Below are 17,265 nucleotides of genomic sequence, written 5' to 3' on the forward strand. Positions count from 1 at the left end.
GGCAATAGAATAGGCTGATAGTGACCAGCCAGTGAATGATTGGAAGTGAGCAGTCCATAGAGACCCGTTTACGTTCCTGCCCAAAATAATCAGGGACCTGAGTAGTCACTACACGACCTAAATAGTGACCACCCGACAAAATAAACATATCGACATGATAGAAAAAGGGATTATACGGATCTCTCATTAAACAAAGAAAGTTCAGTGGACACTACTTAATTTAATTAGACCTGCTTATGAACGAAAGAGAATTCAGCCGGTTGAAAAAGAGTTCAGTAGTAACTTGTGAGTTTTGATAATTCTGCTATATCCTTGAGTCTCGATCACCGTATATCGCGCGCTTATCGGTGATATGGCTCTTTTCATAGAATGAAGTTCTGCATACTAACGAAGGTAACGCCACATTCTACTCCAGACCAAGCTATGACTCATCAGCACTTACACATCTGGTGATGTTCTTCTGGTTACTTATCTTGGAAAAAGCAAAATACATGAAGAAAAAACTGTAAAAGCACAATATAGAAAAACCTACCGTCAAATCCAAGAAATAAAATACTGGGTTTGACGGCAGGTCTATGCGAGCAGTTGCTGGATTCAGACTTGAAAAAGCTTTTGTCACAGCTCCTGTTTAAACTGCTGTTTTTATGAGATCAGAATTATCGCTTATAAATATAACCGATTCACTTCTTATCTGACTATCAATACCCGTAATCCGGATAAACCGCATCAAGGTATTCATCCAGTGTCAATCCGCTGTCATGAATGGCCTGTGCATCTTCGCGTCCAACGAATCGGTACTGCCATGGTTCGAACTGATAGCCGGTAATGTGTTCTTTGTCTTTTGGGTAACGGAGGATGAAGCCATACTCATGGGCATTTTCAGCCAGCCACATGCCGGCAGGTCTGTCTGCGAAGGCTTCTGACGTATAATAGGCCGGGTCTGAACCGCCGATATCAAAGGCCATCCCAGTCTGATGTTCACTGTGTCCGGGTCTGGCAGAATAGGTGTCAGCGGCTGCCTGTCCGTCTTCAGCTACATAGTTATTGTAAAGACTTTCCTGATAATCAAAGCTGCGATAGGTCGAGAATGCTGTCAGTGTGATGCCTTCAGCCGCAGCGTCATCTTTCATGTTCTCAAATTCGGCTCTGGCATATGAATTTTCACCCGGTGCATAATCCTCAGGCAGAGGAATCCCTTTATTGACGATCAGGATATCATCGATATAGGTCGGCGCCGAAACTTGACTCGGTGAGGTAGGGAAGCCACTTGTGTCCGAATCTCCTGAATCAGAGTCTCCACTGCTTGTCCCCGGTATATCCAGAACTTGTCCGACGTAGATCAGGTTCGGATTTGAAATGTTGTTAGCAGAAACCAGGGGATCCACAGTTGTTCCGTAGTCACGCGCTATGGCTGACAATGTGTCGCCCGACTGGACGGTATAGGTTGTGCCGGATGGTGTCTGGTCCGGGCCAGAATCGCCGCCACTGTCTCCGCTGTCGCTGCCACCGTCCGTTCCCGGTATCTCCAGAGTCTGCCCGACATAGATCAGATCCGGGTTAGAGATAGTATTGGCAGAAACCAGTGCAGCCACTGTCGTCCCGTAGTTACGTGCGATCACGGATAACGTGTCCCCTGACTGAACGGTATAGCTGGTGGAAGATGTGCCTTCATTACTGCCGTTACTGTCACTGCCGCTTTCACCGCTCGTTCCTGGTATCGTTAAAGTCTGTCCGGTGACAATATAGTCTGGATTTGAAATACTGTTAGCGGAAGCCAAGCTGTCAACGGTTGTCCCGTAGTCCCGCGCAATCACAGATAACGTGTCTCCTGACTGAACGGTATAGGTCTCAGCTGCTGAAACAGGTGTTGAAACAGACAACATCCCGGCGACCGCTGTGGATGTTACCAGTGTATAAACGTTTCTTTTTATATGCCTTTTCATTCTTCTCCTCGCTTTCAAATAGTCTGGATCAATGGTCACTGTTCAAAACGATCATTTACTGTTTGCTTCACCTCATTTTCTCAAATCTCTTTCTTGTCGACCGGATTCGTTTGATATATTCATAGCTTTTTCATCCCCTAATCGTTAATTTAATAATAACAACACAATGATTAAAGTGACAAGTGATACGGTATTCATGTCCTATGAATGAAGGCTTACTTTTTACAAACCCCTATAAATATGAGAAGATTAAACTGTAAAAACCCCCATTTATTTACCTTTAATAACAGCTATTCACTATTGGCCAGCCCTCTTATCCGCACGCTTTCAGCGACCTGCTTCCGATGTCCTTCAGATCTTGAACTATAGAAACCGCTTCTCCTTCAATTATTATTTCGTGAACAAAAAGGAGGGATCCCTTTGAAAAAAATACTTTTAGGCCTATTCATGTTGAGCACCTTGCTGCTTGGGGCATGTGATACTGAGCGTGAGACGCCTATTCCAGATACTTATGGAGAGGCTGATGATGAAGTAAATGTCATGATAGAGACAGTGGCCGATGAAAAAGGCTTAACAGAGGAAGGCTGGCATAACTGAGAATGAACCGGAAGACGCCATGAGAACGGGCAGCGATTCAGACCAAGACGAAACGAATCAGGAAAATGACGGACCGATCACGATCGATTCCCTTCTCCTGTGCCTGACTATTATGAGTTGCTTCATTACTGAAAATGATCAAGTCATTCTGAACATACGGTAATACATCCATTCCATTTTCACCGATTTTTTTCAAATCAGGGGAGGTATATATATCATGCGCAAACGATTGGTACTAATGATTGCAGGTACGCTGCTGCTTGGTGCATGTGGTGCCGCAGACGAAACGACCGAACCCGAGACAGAAGAAGTGACCGATCTGGACGAAGGGGGCGAAACCGATACTGAGGATATAGGTAATGAAACGGAAACAGAGAGTGAGACAGAAGAAGCTCAAGAGGGGCCAGAAACCTCAGATGAAGAAACGAATGCAGGCAATACTGGTGACGATACGGAAACCGAAGATGATATGTCTGATGAAGAAACGGATGGAGACTCTGAATCGGCAGAAGATGAAGCGCGTACAGATCAGGCAGTCGACCTGAGTATCATCATGGATCAGGATTTTGAAGAAATGAACTGGGATGATGTCCATTTGACTCGGAGAGAGTTTGACGCCAGTCTCTCCGAACTGCAGCGCAGCTTTAACGAAAGTTATGAAGAAGATGAGGAAATGGATGTGACGATCAATAATGTCGACTTCTCAGGTGACACGATCGAGATCACTTTAACCAATCATGATGACTCAGAGTATGCTGATATGACCGACCGCTTTCTTGCTGCTTTTCTGGACAGCTTCTACCGACAACTCTATCTTCATTCGGATTACTCAGACGGCGATACTCACCCACGTATCATTATTCAAACCAGTGACGGGGAAGTCATTACCGACGAGACAGATTTTACAGAGTATAATATCCAGGAAGAGATTATGGATTCTATGGACTAAGTGTTTGAGTCCATTCCATAAAAAAAGCCTTGGAAACGTTGGGATCAACGTTTCCAAGGCTTTTTACTGTTCTGACATTTTATATTACGCTGCAACTTCCGATCCATCAACAAACTTATCCAGGAAATAATTCAGGACCGCATAGTCCTCAGTCAGTTCAGGATGATGCGCTGTGACCAGGACGTTCTCGTGTTCGGCGGCGACGATCTTGTCATCGACAGCAGCCAGCACTTTGACACCGGGTCCGACAGACTGGATATAAGGGGCACGGATAAAGACCGCTTCAACTTCCTGATCGATGCCTTCGAATTTGAGCGGCATTTCGAAGCTGGCCACTTGTCTGCCGAAGCCGTTCCGTTCCACTTCCATATCGATAAAGCCCAGACGCAGATCATTCGTTTTATGACTTTCATCGGTACTGCAGAGGATCAGGCCCGCACAGGTCCCGAATATCCCCTTCCCCGCTTTGTGAAAGGCACGCAGACGGTCTTCCAGTCCCTGCTCGCGGATCAGTCGGCCGATCGCTGTGGATTCACCGCCGGGGATGATCAATCCATCCAGTCCATCAAAATCTTCCGGACGTTTGACAGAGACGGCCTTGATCCCCAGTGTTTTAAGTGCCAGCAGGTGTTCTCTGACTGCGCCCTGGACATCCAGGACACCGACTGTTTTATCTATTCTTACCATCCGCGCTCTTGCATCCTTTCTTTCTCACCTATATGGCTGATCTCGATCCCTTTCATCGGCTCGCCCAGATCCTTGGATAGTTCGGCCAGTAATTCATAATCTTCATAGTTTGTGGTAGCTCGGACGATGGCACGGGCAAATTTTTCCGGTGTATCTGATTTAAAGATCCCTGAACCGACAAACACGCCATCTGCACCCAGGCTCATCATCAGGGCCGCATCGGCCGGCGTAGCCACGCCGCCTGCCGCAAAGTTGACAACAGGAAGTTTACCCTTTTCTTTCACTTCTTTCACTAATTCGTAAGGCGCACCGAGGTCTCTGGCAAAGGTCATCAGTTCATCGTTAGACATGGATGACAGCACGGCGATCTGACCATTCACTTTACGGATATGACGCACCGCTTCGACGATATTTCCGGTCCCTGGCTCACCTTTTGTACGGAGCATCGATGCCCCTTCGCCTATTCTTCGTAAGGCTTCACCGAGATCACGACAGCCGCAGACAAACGGGACGACATAATCGGATTTCAATATATGGAATTCTTCATCAGCCGGAGTCAGGACTTCACTTTCATCGATATAGTCTACTCCCATCGATTCCAGTATGCGCGCTTCTGAGATATGACCGATACGGGCTTTCGCCATGACCGGGATACTGACGGCATTCATAACTTCTTCGATGATTTTAGGGTTGGCCATGCGTGCGACGCCCCCGGCTTGACGGATATCAGACGGGACGCGCTCCAAAGCCATGACTGCAACGGCGCCTGCCGCTTCTGCGATTTTTGCCTGTTCGGCATTGACCACGTCCATGATGACGCCGCCTTTTTGCATTTCTGCCATGCCGCGCTTTACTCTATCGCTTCCTACTTTTCTATTACTCATATTTACTTCCTCCTGAATGTGTGTTTGACTCTTGCTGGTTATAAGTATACAAAAGATAGCTTCTGGACCCTACAACCAATTGGACTATATCCCACCCATCCAATTTTATGGTACACTAATGAAAAGAATATAAGGAGAGATTATTCCATGGATAAGTGGGTTATCAGTCAGGATGGTTCCCTGCCGCTGTATCAGGAGATCATGCTTTTAACAGAAGAAAAAATCAAGTCCGGTGAACTGGCGCCCGGTACGCGTCTGCCATCTGAACGAAAACTGGCTGACGCACTGGATGTGAACCGGTCCACGGTGATCCGGGCCATGGAGGAACTGACTGCCCAAGGCGTGCTCATTAGAAAAAAAGGCAGCGGCACCTATGTGAATCCGGATAAATGGGGGCTGCAGACAAAGCCGCTGATCAATTGGGGAACTTCGTTGACTAATGAAACTATCAAAAGAAAGAGTGCATATGAACTGGCCGCAGATAAAGTGCGGGCACAAAAGTCGGAGGAGATCCTGGATCTCTCTAGAGGTGTGCTGTCGGCTGACTTGCTGCCGGAACTGAAGGCGCCTCAGTTGTCCTGGAAAGAACTGGTCCAGCAGGAAAAAGAACAGACCCCACGGAACACCGGCATTCATTCTTTAAGGGAAAGTGTGCAGTCGTATCTAAAAAAAACATATGACATGACTGTGCCTTTGGAAGAGATCATGATCACTTCCGGAACTCAGAATGCCCTGTTTCTCATTTCTCAAGGCTTATTGAAACCGGGGGATGCTGTTGGGATCGAAGCGCCCTCCTACTTTTATTCACTGAGACTTTTTCAGGCAGCGGGGCTTCGTATCGTGCCTATTCCTATGGATGCAGAAGGCATGACTGTTAAAGGATTACAGGAAGCATCCGTCAACCACCCACTCAAGATGGTATTTCTGAATCCTATTTTTCAGAACCCGACCGGATTGGTTATGAGTGCTAAGAGAAAATCGGAGATTCTCGACTACTGCCTGATGAAGCGCATTCCCGTCGTTGAAGATGATGCCTATGGTGGCTTATCTTTTGACTCCTCTGTCGAGAATAGTCCTTTGAAAAAAAGGGATCGGCAGCAGCAGGTCATTTACCTTGGGACTTTGTCAAAACTAGCCGGTCATCATCTGCGGATCGGCTGGATGATCGGTCCTCCAACTATACTGAAAGAACTGGCGGCTATCCGTCTTCAAACCGATTCAGAGTTGAGTTTTCTCCCACAGTTCATGGCGGACCATTTCCTGCGCACCGAGATAGACGAGCATCAGGATAAAATCACGACCGAATTACAAAAAAGAGCCCGCAGCATGGAAAAATGGCTGCGAGCCGAATTTGGAGATGAGATTGACTTTCAACCGGCAAAAGGCGGCTTCCATTTGTACTGCCGGTTCCCGGATAAAACGAAAGAAGAAGTGGATGACATACTGAGGAAGCTGCTTGAAAAGAACATTATTGTGTCGGAAGGACAGAAATTCGGCGATCAGATGAACGGGTTTCGTTTGAGTTTTGTTAATTTCAGGGAAGATTTTTTAGAATAGTTCTTAGATAAATCAAATAAAAAAGACCTCTTTAGAGGTCTTTTAATTTATTTTCAAGTGAACTGACTTCTATCTCCAGTCGCCTGATTTCTTCTTTGTATTCCACTTCAGCATAAGGGCCAGCTTTAGAGTCTTCCTCTTCATTGTAATGTTTACGCGCTGCTTCCAGTTCCTTCTTTTTTTCAGACAATTCAGCTTCCAGTTGTTTTTTATCCATAACAGACTCCTTTATTTTTTAGTATAACAGACAAAATTATCACCAAAGAACGAAAAGCTTTTAGACAGATCAGCGCATCACAGAGCCGCCGGAAATTTTAACAGCTTCTCCGACAATATTTTCTGCCGCATCTGAAAGTAAGAAAGCTATCGTGTTGGCGACTTCTTTTGGCGTAGATATACGTCCAGACGGCAAGTTCCTGCTTTCGGTCTCAAACTGTTCTTCAAAGCTGCGGTTTTCACGTTCACCTTTCCTGCGGATACCATCTCTTCCCATTTCTGTATCGACATAACCCGGGCAGACCGCATTGACACGGACGTTATGTTCGATAGCTTCCAGAGCGAAAGACTGAGTAAAGCCGTTGAGTGCAAACTTGGATCCGACATAGGCAGTCCCGGCATAGGTTCCTCTCAAACCAGACAGAGACGAGACGTTTACAATGGCGCCTTCCTGATTTTCCTTCATTGTTTTATAGATCTGCTGGGAAAGCATGATCGGAACTGTATAATTCAAATGCATAATGCGCTCCAGCACGTCCTGAGTCAGCTCTTCCACTACACTGCCTCCCGAAATACCGGCAGAATTGACTAATAAAGAGATCGGCCCCAGTTTTTCCTGCGCCGTCTGAACCAGCTTTTCTCTGTCAGAAGCTTCAGCTAAATCAGCCACAACCGATACGACTTTCGCATACGGCTGCTCACTTTGAATGTCTCCTTTCAGCTGGTTCAACACATCTTCTTTTCTTCCCGTGATCGTCACATCGGCACCCATGGCCGTCAGCACTTTCGCCGTTTCATAACCGATCCCGCCGGTCGCTCCAGTGACCAGCGCATGTTTCCCTGTGAAAACGTTAGATGAAAATACAGACATAATCTTCCTCCTTAGTTAGTTGAAATGGTCCAACACATCGACATCAGTGATTATCATTGCTGCCTACATGCCTCTTTTTCAATGATCCCGTTTTTCGACAAGACAGGATGGACTTTACTGATGAAAAATCCCATCATCGGGCTGAAAATCAGCATACCGATAACGGTCCCTTCGCGGACTGCTGGAGTCAGGCCAAACATGAAGGTCAAGGATAACGAAACAGCAATAAACAGGATATCAGCGATCTGTCTGATCACAGCAAATTTCAGCGGTACTTTCTTCGTCAAGGTCAGACAGAAACTTTCTATTGGAAAAGTCACAAGATCCAGCGTCATGACCATACTGACAGAAAAACTCGCCAAAACCAATGCCAGGACATAGATCAGCATAGCTATTGCATAGTTACTTATTGCTACAAATCCAAACAGATCATAATAGAAAAAGTTGACCAATATCCCTATCAGTATACTTAAAGGAATCTGGAGAAAACGGGTGAACCCGAAATCTTTTTTCAAAATGATGAACTGCCCAAGTACAAAGGACAAGTTCAGTATCATCGCAATGGTCCCGATCCGTATGCCAGACAGTAAGGACAACGATTGGGTAGCGGCATCAAAAGCGCCGACGCCTACAGCCGCTTTCAGCATAAATGTGATGGCTAAAGCCACGGCAGTCGAAAAAATCGACAGCAGCGCATACCCTTTATAATTTTTCATTAAATTCATCTCCACACCAATTCATTCATATTATTCAGTCACAATCAGTTTAGCACATCTGTCCCCCTAGTTCACACTTGATGTTCGACAAAACAACTTTAGTGTAATGTATATTTACGACTGACAGAAAAAGAAGATATCGACTACCTGCTTTCACTGATGAAAAATCCTGACATTATGGATTACTGGTTCAGCGAGCCGTATACCAATAAAAAAATTCACTTCTTCTTTCGATGAACGCCAAAAAGATGATTCGCTTAGACCATTCATCGCTTATGGTGATGATGAAAAAATTGGCTATACCAGTCTCTTTCAAATCACCTCGCTTCCCCGGACAGCTGTGTTTGCGACCATGCTGGATCAGAACAGTCAGGGAAAAGGTCATGCTGAAGAAGTTGTTAGAAGAGTTGTCGATTACGGGTTCTGTCAGCTGAACCTGAATAAAATCACCCTTGATGTGATGGGTTTCAATAAAAAAGCCGTTCATATCTATCAAAAAGTAGGCTTCGAAGTCGAAGGCAAGAAAATACAGGAGTATTACATCAAAGGGAATTACTATGACAGCTTAGCAAAGGGCTTGCTAAGAGAAAAGTATGAAAATGGTTCAGATTAGATCTGTCTCCGAACCCCTTCCAATAAGTATCAGGGTGACAGTATTCTTGTTATAAAAAATATAAATCAGTATACTGAATATATAACACATAAGGAGCGGATACTATGTCAGACTATGAAGTACCTGAAGTATGGGAGTGGAATAAAGAAGAAAAACACACGTTTGGTAACCAGCCTGTGGCAGGCAGCCGATTTGAACAGAAACTTCCAGTAGGAGAAAAGTCGTTCCAGGTCTATTCATTAGGCACACCGAACGGACAGAAAGTGGCCATCATGCTGGAAGAGTTAAAAGAAGCCGGGGTCAGGGATGCTGAGTATGATTTATATAAGATCCATATCGGAGAAGGCGATCAGTTCGGGAGTGACTTTGTCAACATAAACCCCAACTCAAAAATCCCGGCCATGATGGATCATTCGTACAAGGAACCGATTCGTGTCTTTGAATCTGTCCACATCTTGTTATACCTGGCTGAAAAATTTCAGACATTCATTCCAGAAAGCTTTGTTGAAAGAACGGAACTGATGAACTGGCTGTTCTGGCAGACAGGCGCTGCCCCTTATGTCGGTGGCGGTTTCGGACACTTCTACAGCTATGCTCCGACGAAGCAGGAGTATCCGATCAATCGTTTCACCATGGAAACGAAACGCCAGCTTGACCTTCTAGATAGGCACTTAGCTGACAAAGACTACATCAACGGCGACGAGTACACGATTGCCGACATGGCGATCTGGCCATGGTACGGCCGTCTCGTTCAAGGTGACTTGTACGGCGATGCCGCAACATTCTTGAAAGCTGACGAGTACACGAACTTAAGAGAATGGGCTGACCGCATCAGCGAAAGACCTGCTGTGAAACGGGCTTTGGAATTAGACTATAAGGATATAAAATAAGAATAATAGTTACAGCAAAAACGCGACGTGCCGATAATGCCACGTCGCGTTTTTAGTTGTTTTAGATATTGATCAGTATGAGTGCGATGATCGTCATGACAATGGCGAGCTGATTCTTACGTGCGATTTTTTCTCTGTAAATGAGCAGGCCGCCTATATTGATCAGGACGATACTCCCGGCACTGTATATCGGAAAAGCCACTGAGGTCTTGAGTGTATCGAGTGACAGGATCAGAAAGTAGGATGAAAACAGATTCGGAATCCCCACTGCAAAACCAGTCAGGATATCACTCAGCTTGACCTTCGCCTTCTTATTCACTGTGTACGAGACACTGATCAAAAAGGCGACGAAAAATATCGTGAAAAGAAAAAAGTCTTTGTAGTCATTCAAGGCATACTTCTGATAGATCTTGTTGGAAAACTCAGCCATGCCCCCAAAGATAAACAGAAGCAGCACGGTCGGTTTGAAATCGAAAGTCTTGACCGACTTTTTAGACAGATTGATCACAACGATCGAGACTAAGGATAGTATGATCCCTATCCACTGAACAGACGTCGGAAATTCTCTCCAAATAATTATTGAGAAAATCATCGGGATAAGTATCCCTAGCTTCGCGACCGTCCCGGATATCCCTACCCCATTGTCTCTGACACTTTTCTGATAGTAGACGAACGACAGGAAAAAGAACACGCCGGCGACTGCACCGATCAGGATCCCCCAGATGATACTGGAATACGGGGACAAGATATGCTGATCGTTTCCAATGAATAATGCGACATCATCTATAAAAGGCAGCTCCCGGACAACGCCGTCCAGCAGTCTTCTGTAGATAATCATGATCAGACTCGTGACAAAGGCGATAAAATAATTGGCACTCGTAATGACATAGCGATTGGTATCAGTATTTTCTGTGTATTTAAAAATAAGCGCGATCGACGCACTGCACAAAATGGCTAGAAACAAATAAAACATGAGTCCTCCTACTTAACTGATTATTTATTTTGTGGTCTAGATAGTCGGTTTTAAGTATACCATTTAAGATAAATCAAGTATTGCGAATTCTTCAGAACACTTCCAATTCCCAATTATTTCAACGAATATAGTGAGAAATAATTCTAATTGCAATTAGTAATAGTATGGAGGTGCAACATGCTTATTAAAAAACAAAGAAACAAACCGGATGTGCTGACAGCACTGGAATGACTGGACAGTCGGATGACTCTTCCTTATAGAGAAAAACAGTACTTGTAAACGCTATCTAAAGGCTATGATGGTGAAGTGACTTTTGATTCTTCAGCGGAGAAACAACTCACTGGTGATGCTTTCATCTTAAATGATCTATCGCTGGTCATTGGTAACACACCGATTCAGATCGACTCACTAATTGTGACTTCGGATACTATTTATCTTTATGAAATCAAAAATTACGAAGGTAATTACACCAATCTATCCGGACAGTTTTGTACGGATTCCGGTTAGGACATCGTCAGTCCAGCAGGTCAGTTGAACCGCACGACAACTGTATTTACAAAGTTAGTTAATCAATGGGACCATGCTTTATCGATCGTACCGAATCTCGTATTTGTCAACTCTGCGTTCTTTCTTTATGGGGCCACAAAGGCGGATCCGTTTATATTCCTTTTTCAAATCAAATCTCACTTCACTGGTATTAAAGGAAACGACGTGCCGTCGCACGTCTTTTTTCCTTCTTTTGAGAGCTTTTGTATTTTAGGATTTTCTGTCAGAGATGAACCAGTCGTTTTCACATATTGAAGGTCTTCCTTTTTCATATGCAGATACTCCATTATTTCTCGCTCTCATTAAAAAATCGCTCCCCCTGACAAAAGTCAGAAGGAGCAATTTTTATCTTCGATAACAAATTACATCTATCTTTAAAACACCTAAGCATAAATTTCCCGAATACTCTATTAACCAACAGGAAAATGCTCAGGCTGTTTATTCTGATTCTACTTCTTGTAGCTCAAAATCAGAAGGAACCAGGACGGTATCGATCGCGTGTACAACACCATTTGATGCTTCGATATCGGTTGTAATAATTGTGGATTCATTTACCATTGGATCTCCTGACAAGTCAAAAGTCACTTCTTCTCCATTAACCGTTTCTGCTGTCATGCCATCTGTTAAATCAGCGGCTAAAACATTACCGGGCACAACATGATACGTAAGAATCTGTTCTAAATCTGGTTGTGCAAGTAATTCTTCGGCAGTGATGTCCAGTTCACCTAACAGTGTTTCAAAGGCATCATCCGTCGGCGCAAATACTGTGAACGGCCCTTCCCCTTGAAGTGTTTCAACAAGATTGGCTTCTTCTAGAGCTAGAACTAAAGTACTGAAATTACCATCACCTTGGGCAATACCGACAACATCCAATTCGTCATCTGGTACTTCCTCTGGCAAGTCCCCTGCCAAATCATCATCTTCCATTTCGTCGTCTGCCATTTCGTCATCGGTCATTTCATCGTCTGCCATTTCATCGTCAGTCATTTCATCGTCAGTCATTTCATCGTCAGCCGGCTCTTCAACAGCTGGGTCTTCATCGACTGCTGGGTCGTCCGTGTCATCGGTCCCGCAGGCGGCAAATAAAGCTAGCGCTGAAAAAGAGAGAACACCCAATCGTAATCTTTTTAATACTTCTTTGTTCATGAAAATCCTTCCTCTCTAACAGAATAGACAGAATAAAAGACAATAGTGAACAAATACTTCTTTTTTACACCATCATAGTAATCAAAAGAATATTAGAAGTCAACTGATAGGCTCGAAGAAGCAACCCTAACAGTTCTTAGTAGCTGACTCAAAAAAGACTAATGATAACGGAAAAAGCCTCGCATCTCTGCGAGGCTTCCGATTTTTTATTAACCCACTGATCCTTCCATCTCATAACTGATGAGACGGTTCAGTTCAACGGCGTATTCCATTAGGAGTTCTTTGGTGAACGGTTCAACGAATCCCATGACGATCATTTCTGTCGCGGTTTCTTCGTCAAGCCCTCTACTCATGAGATAATAAAGTTGTTCTTCTGATATTTTTGATACTTTCGCTTCGTGTTCAAGCGACACGTTGGAGTTGTGGATCTCATTGAATGGAATGGTGTCGGATTTCGACAGGTCATCCATGATAATGGTGTCACACTCGATATGCGAAATCGATCCGGCTGAATCTCTGCCGAAGGTGACTTGTCCACGGTAGTTCACCGCTCCGCCTATTACTTTAAAAATAGGCTATCCCAGATATTGAACATTTTTTGCTCCACTGGTGGAAGGTTCCCACCAAAAGGCTTCACACTAATTAATAACATAGCTAGCATCAATAAAGCACACATTGTTTGGGAGTTTTTGTAAGTTTTATGAAAAGCGCTATTGATTCTAAACTGAATTTAATAGAGAAAAAATGGCAAACAGACTATTAATAAAGAAAATTATTAACGAAAAGAGTAAACGATGAACGGGTTTTTTGAAAAAAACTGAGGTCTTGTAGAGTGCAATACTTAGTAAAAAGAAAAATATAATACTTGATATACTTAATTGAGGGCCTTCCCATATCTCTTTTGCTATTAATAAATAAATAATATAATAAGTGTTATATAATGAAAAACCGATTATATATATTTTGTATATTAAAGTTTTTGCTTTCAAATAATATATTTCTCCATGTAAAACTAAGCGATTATAAATTACTAAAACCACATATGTACCTAGTATTGAGATAAAGACAATTATTAAAGTTGCTAATGAGAAAATAATATTAAGTAAAGAAAGGTTGTAATATTCTTCTAATATATCAGAACTTGTCGGCGAATAAAGAAAGGTTAAATAAATTCTTGTAAAAGTTGTTGTTATCAATATAAGAGATAAACTAATCCAAAGTGCTTTATTTCTCAATATTAAATTCACCTAACCTTTCTTCTGAAAAACAAGTATGGAGCTCAAGAATGATAGAGCTCCTAATAAAACCAGCATAATTACTCCGATTAAAGTAATTTGACTAGTGGTAATTGACTGTAAGTAAGTAATAGCTTGGGAACTAAAGCCAGGAGTTCTTGATGCTAAAAAAGCAATCAATACACATAAGAGAACCCCAATTGTCAAACCATTTTCGTCGAATGCATAAAAAAAAGGAATCATAATAAATACATAAATAAGTGTGACTGTCAAAAAAATAAGCGCTAAAATTAGGTACTCTTTGAGTGATAAATGCTTATAAAGGAACCAAAGAATCAGGCTAACACTGGCGTTTATCAGAGTTGTTGCTAGACACACAATTATTGACAATAAATAGCGAGCATAGATTATTTTAAAAGAAGAAATGTTGGTCGTTTGGACAAATAAAATCCATCCACTTTTCTTATCATTTACAAATAGAGTTTGAATGGTATTAATAAAAAACACAGAAACAAAAATAGAAATTAGAATAGCACTAGAACTAAAAAAAAGCAGACCTGCTATTATAACAATGGTGCTAGTAACAATAAACTTAGGCTGAAGCCAAAGTTTTTTAAGTTCATATAAATCTTTTAATAGAAGTCCTGTCAATTATATTCACCTTGCTTGTCCAATATTTCTTTAAAGCTTTTTTCTAAATAGTACATATCTGGTATATCTCTCATTTCTTTTTGTAAAATAAATTTCCCATTATGCATCAGTACAACCTTTGTAGCAATCTTGTCAATATCATCTAATATATGAGTAGACATAACAACAGTAGCTCCATTTTCTTTTACATAGGATTCAATGAGATTCAGGATATCAATTCGTACTATTGGATCCAATCCGCTGGTCAACTCATCTAGCAATAAAATCTGTGCTCTGTGAGATAAAGAGACAGCTATATTTAATTTCATACTCATTCCTTTCGAAAAATTCTTTACAGGAGTATCTATAGGTAACTTAAACAATTGAATGTAATAACTAAATTGTGTCGGATCCCAGGCTGTAAACAAACGTTTCAGAACTTCTTCTAACTCGTAAATTGATAAATTCCCTGGAAATGGGAGTTGATCAAATACAACTCCAATCTTTTCTTGAAAAGGTAAATTAGACTCTCCAGAATCAATTGGAATTAATTGAGCAATAATTTTTAAAAAAGTTGTCTTACCTGCTCCGTTATCGCCAATCAATCCAATAATATCGTTTTTCATTGCTAACAAGGAAACAGAATCTAGTATAAAATCCCCTTGTGTTTTACAAATATTTGAGACCGAGAATACTTCCGTTTCGATAGCTCATTCCTCCTCTTTGTTGAATATTTTACTAAATAGTAATGTTGAAAAAATCATAGTTATTCCAAGTAATGAAATTATAGAACTATTACGGTCAAAAATAAGAAAGTAACCCATTAAAAGTATAAGTATAATTATAAATAGACGCGATAACATTTTCATAAAATAAAATCTCCTTAATAATTTTTTATAAAGTTGAAAACCAGACGACTAGTGGTGGAGTTATAAACACCTCAATTAGAACAGAAATAATAAGGGTAACATAAGACAATAAAAACAGGTTTACATATTTTTTTTCTCTAAGATTACTACCCCTTTCTCGTTTTCTGTTAAAAGGTAGTAGAGAATAGTTCCAACGAAAAGATATGAGCCCATTTCTAATATTCCATGAGGAATTAATAGGATTATCGCAATGAAATTACGACCTCGTCCTAAAACTGTACCTATCAAAAATCCGTTTATACCGAAGAACATATATATAATTGATTTCCCAATTATAAGAGCACAACAAAGTAATAAAAAGGCAATGGTATTATTCAATGTTATTGATTTGAGCATGTCCCATTGTTTAATCGAATTAATGGCTGTTACGTCAATTATATGATGTTCTCCTCTTAAACCTAACATAAACCCAGAAATAATTGCTAAACCAAATAAAATTAAAATTTTTTTGTTAAATCTGTTCTTCAGTATAAATCACTCCTATAAGAAAAAATTAGTTAGTAAAAAAGCTATTCCCAACCTTAATTAGATTTAATAAAGTTGGGAATAGCTAAGATGCTTGCTAAAAAAAGCTATTGTTATTTCCAAAAGCCTTAATAGCCAATCAAGCTGAGACTACACCGATTGCGGCTACAATAGGTGCTGCCCAAGCTGGTATTGTAACTCCTAAAGCCCATGAAATTGCAGTAGCGACACCAGTCCCTCCCTCTATATAATTCCAAACTTGACCTACGATATCACTAGTAATAGATATCCCAAATAAATCAGCAACAAAAATTATATTTGCTGTTGCAGCAGCTAGTAAGGTGAAAAAGATTGCAAACATAGCTATCTTTTCGAATTTGTTTAATTGTATTGATTTAGAAAGATTTATCATTATTCTCACCTCCTTTAGATTAAGATTCTATGCTTTTCGACTAAGTTTATTATTGCAATCCTTATAAATTTAAATTCTATATGTTCCTCCAATAACATCCCAAACTAGAATATTAATTATTAATGACAAAATATTCACTCCTCATTGTATATATTTTATGGTTTGTTCTATAATTAAATATATAAGCCTGAATAATTCATATCTAGTTATTGAAGACTATTAACTTATTTTTCACCTTTAAATAATCTAACCTATTGTTCCACTTTTCCATTACATATTCATGACCACAAATACTAAGGTTGCTATTGTCAATTATATAGACACAACAAATATGACTATAAACGCATTTTTAGATATCCTTAAATCATTTTTTTGCCAAAGAATAATTTAGCTGACAAGACAAAAAGGTATAGTGTGATCTTCTTAAGTATTAATATTGATATAAGAATTAAAAAAAAAAAAAGATTTATGGAAGTTCTTCGTCTTCAATACCTCCGGGGAAATATACACCGGTTGGAAAAAGCATTTCATTCTCTCCATCTTTCTTTTCTTCTGTAAATTGACCTCTCGGTATATTATATTCTTTCTCTATAGTAGATATATTGAACATTAATACAGATGACAACAACAGCATTATCTTTTTCACCTAATCCACCTCCTTGTATATTATATTGTAGCATGCAGTATATAATATGCTTTATAATAGTTATATATGAATATCAGGAGGTGTAAGTAATAAAAAATCTAGGAGAAACACTCAAAAGCATACGGCTAAGTCTCGGTTTTACTCAGTTACAAGTATGTAGAAATATAATGTCACAATCCAATTATTCAAAAGTTGAAAAAGGGGAAATCGACATTTCTTTTTCTAAAATGGTTGAGCTGCTCAATCGTCTGGACATGTCAGTCGATGAGTTTATGTATATAAAGAATGATTATAAAAAGCACACTCATTCCCAAATCAGTAAGTTGAAAAAATCTAAGATTTAACGACACTGAACTAATA

At 41.0% G+C, this 17,265-nt stretch carries 19 protein-coding genes and 2 pseudogenes; 7 read left to right on the top strand and 14 right to left on the bottom strand.

Annotation, left to right across the window (positions count from 1 at the left end):
• Positions 1 to 698 precede the first annotated feature (698 nt).
• A complete protein-coding gene (locus BM049_RS06650) occupies positions 699 to 1,943 on the bottom strand; it encodes a LysM peptidoglycan-binding domain-containing protein (RefSeq protein ID WP_091529735.1) in 1,245 nt (414 codons plus the stop codon).
• A 420-nt stretch (positions 1,944 to 2,363) separates the two neighbouring features.
• Between BM049_RS06650 and BM049_RS11815 the strand changes: the two genes are divergently transcribed.
• Positions 2,364 to 2,540, top strand: a complete 177-nt coding sequence (locus tag BM049_RS11815; RefSeq protein WP_177188623.1) for a hypothetical protein — start codon at positions 2,364 to 2,366, stop codon at positions 2,538 to 2,540.
• A 37-nt stretch (positions 2,541 to 2,577) separates the two neighbouring features.
• Here the strand turns inward: BM049_RS11815 and BM049_RS12095 are convergent, their stop codons facing one another.
• Positions 2,578 to 2,712: a hypothetical protein gene (locus BM049_RS12095; protein ID WP_281242199.1), complete on the bottom strand. Its 135-nt coding sequence runs from the start codon at positions 2,710 to 2,712 to the stop codon at positions 2,578 to 2,580.
• A gap of 45 nt (positions 2,713 to 2,757) precedes the next feature.
• Here BM049_RS12095 and BM049_RS06655 point away from each other — a divergent pair, with 45 nt between their 5' ends.
• Positions 2,758 to 3,489, top strand: coding sequence for a hypothetical protein (locus BM049_RS06655; RefSeq protein ID WP_143079465.1), 732 nt, complete (start codon positions 2,758 to 2,760; stop codon positions 3,487 to 3,489).
• Between the two features lie 84 nt (positions 3,490 to 3,573).
• Here the strand turns inward: BM049_RS06655 and pdxT are convergent, their stop codons facing one another.
• Together pdxT and pdxS are read right to left on the bottom strand one after the other, a co-directional pair.
• Positions 3,574 to 4,176: a pyridoxal 5'-phosphate synthase glutaminase subunit PdxT gene (pdxT, locus tag BM049_RS06660; RefSeq protein ID WP_091529737.1), complete on the bottom strand. Its 603-nt coding sequence runs from the start codon at positions 4,174 to 4,176 to the stop codon at positions 3,574 to 3,576.
• Positions 4,170 to 5,060: a pyridoxal 5'-phosphate synthase lyase subunit PdxS gene (pdxS, locus tag BM049_RS06665; protein ID WP_091529740.1), complete on the bottom strand. Its 891-nt coding sequence runs from the start codon at positions 5,058 to 5,060 to the stop codon at positions 4,170 to 4,172. The genes pdxT and pdxS overlap by 7 nt, the downstream gene beginning before the upstream one ends.
• A 147-nt stretch (positions 5,061 to 5,207) precedes the next feature.
• On the opposite strand from pdxS, the gene BM049_RS06670 reads away from it, so the two are divergent.
• Positions 5,208 to 6,617: an aminotransferase-like domain-containing protein gene (locus BM049_RS06670; protein WP_091529741.1), complete on the top strand. Its 1,410-nt coding sequence runs from the start codon at positions 5,208 to 5,210 to the stop codon at positions 6,615 to 6,617.
• Between the two features lie 31 nt (positions 6,618 to 6,648).
• On the opposite strand, the gene BM049_RS06675 is transcribed toward BM049_RS06670, so the two are convergent.
• The 3 genes from BM049_RS06675 to BM049_RS06685 all read right to left on the bottom strand — a co-directional run bounded on the left by BM049_RS06675 (position 6,649) and on the right by BM049_RS06685 (position 8,420).
• Positions 6,649 to 6,834 carry a hypothetical protein gene (locus BM049_RS06675; RefSeq protein WP_091529744.1) on the bottom strand — a complete coding sequence of 62 codons (186 nt, stop codon included), beginning with the start codon at positions 6,832 to 6,834 and terminating at the stop codon, positions 6,649 to 6,651.
• Positions 6,835 to 6,903: 69 nt separating this feature from the next.
• Complete coding sequence (locus BM049_RS06680; protein ID WP_091529745.1) at positions 6,904 to 7,704, bottom strand: SDR family NAD(P)-dependent oxidoreductase; 801 nt, start codon at positions 7,702 to 7,704, stop codon at positions 6,904 to 6,906.
• Positions 7,705 to 7,757: 53 nt separating this feature from the next.
• The gene (locus BM049_RS06685) at positions 7,758 to 8,420 is read right to left on the bottom strand and encodes a YczE/YyaS/YitT family protein (RefSeq protein ID WP_091529747.1); all 663 of its coding nucleotides are present in this window, start codon (positions 8,418 to 8,420) and stop codon (positions 7,758 to 7,760) included.
• A gap of 208 nt (positions 8,421 to 8,628) precedes the next feature.
• Here BM049_RS06685 and BM049_RS06690 point away from each other — a divergent pair, with 208 nt between their 5' ends.
• Together BM049_RS06690 and yghU are read left to right on the top strand one after the other, a co-directional pair.
• Positions 8,629 to 9,033, top strand: coding sequence for a GNAT family N-acetyltransferase (locus tag BM049_RS06690; RefSeq protein ID WP_281242205.1), 405 nt, complete (start codon positions 8,629 to 8,631; stop codon positions 9,031 to 9,033).
• 104 nt (positions 9,034 to 9,137) lie between these two features.
• A complete protein-coding gene (yghU, locus tag BM049_RS06695) occupies positions 9,138 to 9,923 on the top strand; it encodes a glutathione-dependent disulfide-bond oxidoreductase (protein WP_091529751.1) in 786 nt (261 codons plus the stop codon).
• A 61-nt stretch (positions 9,924 to 9,984) separates the two neighbouring features.
• On the opposite strand, the gene BM049_RS06700 is transcribed toward yghU, so the two are convergent.
• Positions 9,985 to 10,896 carry an EamA family transporter gene (locus BM049_RS06700; protein WP_091529753.1) on the bottom strand — a complete coding sequence of 304 codons (912 nt, stop codon included), beginning with the start codon at positions 10,894 to 10,896 and terminating at the stop codon, positions 9,985 to 9,987.
• Between the two features lie 300 nt (positions 10,897 to 11,196).
• Between BM049_RS06700 and BM049_RS12185 the strand changes: the two are divergent.
• Positions 11,197 to 11,403 (top strand): annotated as a pseudogene (locus BM049_RS12185) (nuclease-related domain-containing protein); the annotation flags it as partial.
• A 477-nt stretch (positions 11,404 to 11,880) separates the two neighbouring features.
• Here BM049_RS12185 and BM049_RS06710 read toward each other — a convergent pair.
• From BM049_RS06710 to BM049_RS06745, 6 genes and pseudogenes are all read right to left on the bottom strand, one after another.
• Positions 11,881 to 12,588, bottom strand: a complete 708-nt coding sequence (locus BM049_RS06710; protein ID WP_091529759.1) for a fasciclin domain-containing protein — start codon at positions 12,586 to 12,588, stop codon at positions 11,881 to 11,883.
• A gap of 209 nt (positions 12,589 to 12,797) precedes the next feature.
• Positions 12,798 to 13,145 (bottom strand): annotated as a pseudogene (locus tag BM049_RS06715) (SufD family Fe-S cluster assembly protein); the annotation flags it as partial.
• Between the two features lie 690 nt (positions 13,146 to 13,835).
• Positions 13,836 to 14,474 carry an ABC-2 transporter permease gene (locus BM049_RS06725; RefSeq protein WP_091529764.1) on the bottom strand — a complete coding sequence of 213 codons (639 nt, stop codon included), beginning with the start codon at positions 14,472 to 14,474 and terminating at the stop codon, positions 13,836 to 13,838.
• A complete protein-coding gene (locus BM049_RS06730; protein WP_425426040.1) occupies positions 14,471 to 15,160 on the bottom strand; it encodes an ABC transporter ATP-binding protein in 690 nt (229 codons plus the stop codon). Before BM049_RS06730 ends, BM049_RS06725 begins: the two co-directional genes overlap by 4 nt.
• Positions 15,161 to 15,986: 826 nt before the next feature.
• On the bottom strand, positions 15,987 to 16,259 hold the full coding sequence (locus BM049_RS06740) for a class IIc cyclic bacteriocin (protein ID WP_091529772.1): 273 nt from the start codon (positions 16,257 to 16,259) through the stop codon (positions 15,987 to 15,989).
• A 466-nt stretch (positions 16,260 to 16,725) separates the two neighbouring features.
• Positions 16,726 to 16,905, bottom strand: a complete 180-nt coding sequence (locus BM049_RS06745) for a hypothetical protein (RefSeq protein WP_091529775.1) — start codon at positions 16,903 to 16,905, stop codon at positions 16,726 to 16,728.
• An 89-nt stretch (positions 16,906 to 16,994) separates the two neighbouring features.
• On the opposite strand from BM049_RS06745, the gene BM049_RS12195 reads away from it, so the two are divergent.
• Positions 16,995 to 17,249: a helix-turn-helix domain-containing protein gene (locus tag BM049_RS12195; protein ID WP_091529777.1), complete on the top strand. Its 255-nt coding sequence runs from the start codon at positions 16,995 to 16,997 to the stop codon at positions 17,247 to 17,249.
• Positions 17,250 to 17,265 lie beyond the last annotated feature (16 nt).

Origin of the sequence: Alkalibacterium subtropicum (assembly GCF_900112455.1) — a bacterium.
GTDB lineage: Bacteria > Bacillota > Bacilli > Lactobacillales > Carnobacteriaceae_A > Alkalibacterium > Alkalibacterium subtropicum.